This is a genomic window from Modestobacter sp. VKM Ac-2983 (assembly GCF_026967885.1).
In the GTDB taxonomy this organism is placed as follows: Bacteria; Actinomycetota; Actinomycetes; order Mycobacteriales; family Geodermatophilaceae; genus Modestobacter.
The window spans coordinates 2,006-3,920 of sequence record NZ_JAPVBK010000008.1 but is presented as its reverse complement, the minus strand read 5'-3'; the positions used below and the strand labels follow the sequence as shown (position 1 = coordinate 3,920).

The window sequence follows — 1,915 nt, the reverse complement described above, 5'->3', positions numbered from 1 at the left end:
TGCGATGCGGATTTACCTACATCGCGGGCCACACCCTTGCACCGGTACTACCACTCACCGGTAGGACTACCTTCCTGCGTCACCCCATCGCTTGCCTACTACCAGTCCGGGTCCCACGCTCCACTCGATCAGCCCCGAAGGGCAGTCACGAGCTTCGGATGGTTAGCATCGCTGGGTTCAGCATGGGCGTTCTTTCGCGGGTACGGGAATATCAACCCGTTGTCCATCGACTACGCCTGTCGGCCTCGCCTTAGGTCCCGACTCACCCTGGGCGGATTAGCCTGGCCCAGGAACCCTTGGTCATCCGGCGGGGGAGTTTCTCACTCCCCTTTCGCTACTCATGCCTGCATTCTCACTCGTGTGGCGTCCACGGCTGGATCACTCCGCCGCTTCAATCGCCACACGACGCTCCCCTACCCATCCACACACCTGGCCACCCACCCGAAAGTGGATGACGGGTTCATGTGAATGCCACAGCTTCGGCGGTGTGCTTGAGCCCCGCTACATTGTCGGCGCGGAATCACTTGACCAGTGAGCTATTACGCACTCTTTCAAGGGTGGCTGCTTCTAAGCCAACCTCCTGGTTGTCACTGCGACTCCACATCCTTTTCCACTTAGCACACGCTTAGGGGCCTTAGCTGATGATCTGGGCTGTTTCCCTCTCGACTACGAACCTTATCGCCCGCAGTCTCACTGCCACGCTCTCACTTACCGGCATTCGGAGTTTGGTTGATTTCAGTAACCTTGTGGGGCCCCTAGACCATCCAGTGCTCTACCTCCGGCAAGAAACACGTGACGCTGCACCTAAATGCATTTCGGGGAGAACCAGCTATCACCGAGTTTGATTGGCCTTTCACCCCTACCCACAGCTCATCCCCTCAGTTTTCAACCTAAGTGGGTTCGGTCCTCCACGCGGTCTTACCCGCGCTTCAACCTGGCCATGGGTAGATCACTCGGCTTCGGGTCTAGAGCACGCGACTCAATCGCCCTGTTCGGACTCGCTTTCGCTACGGCTACCCCACACGGGTTAACCTCGCCACGTACCGCTAACTCGCAGGCTCATTCTTCAAAAGGCACGCAATCACCCCCACACCCGAAGGTGCATAAGGCTCTCACGGCTTGTAGGCACACGGTTTCAGGTACTATTTCACTCCCCTCCCGGGGTACTTTTCACCTTTCCCTCACGGTACTTGTCCGCTATCGGTCACCAGGGAGTATTTAGGCTTAGCGGGTGGTCCCGCCAGATTCACACCGAATTTCACGGGCTCGGTGCTACTTGGGATACGACTCGGGAGGCCATGAGTTTTCGTGTACGGGGCTCTCACCCTCTACGGCGACCCCTTCCAGAGGCCTTCCACTAACACATGGCTTTCTGACTCCCTGACAGTTCGGCAGAACCATCTGAATCGTCCCACGACCCCGACCGCACAACGCCTGCCGGCTTGGCATGCGATCGGTTTAGCCTCATCCGCTTTCGCTCGCCACTACTCACGGAATCACGGTTGTTTTCTCTTCCTGTGGGTACTGAGATGTTTCACTTCCCCACGTTCCCTCCACGCGCCCTATGTGTTCAGGCGCGGGTCACACCACATGACTGGTGCGGGGTTCCCCCATTCGGAAATCCTCGGATCAACGCTCGGTTGACAGCTCCCCGAGGCTTATCGCAGCCTCCTACGTCCTTCATCGGCTCCTGGTGCCCAGGCATCCACCGTGTGCCCTTAACAACTTGACCACACACAACACCCACGCCCGCCCACCACAACACCCCCGCACCCCAGGCGTGAACCCAGGATCGGTGAGCGAAGTACGCGGACCAGCGCGGATATCCAGATCAATACTTACAAGATGCTCGCGTCCACTGTGCAGTTCTCAAAGTACGGAAGATGACCCACCACCCGACACCGCCAGCCCCAGG

General features: G+C 58.4%; 1 rRNA gene (only partly in view). It reads right to left on the bottom strand.

Going from position 1 to position 1,915, the window contains the following annotated elements:
* A 23S ribosomal RNA gene (locus O2W18_RS21580) occupies positions 1-1,732 on the bottom strand; it reaches 1,492 nt to the left of the window's first position.
* Positions 1,733-1,915: the final 183 nt, after the last annotated feature.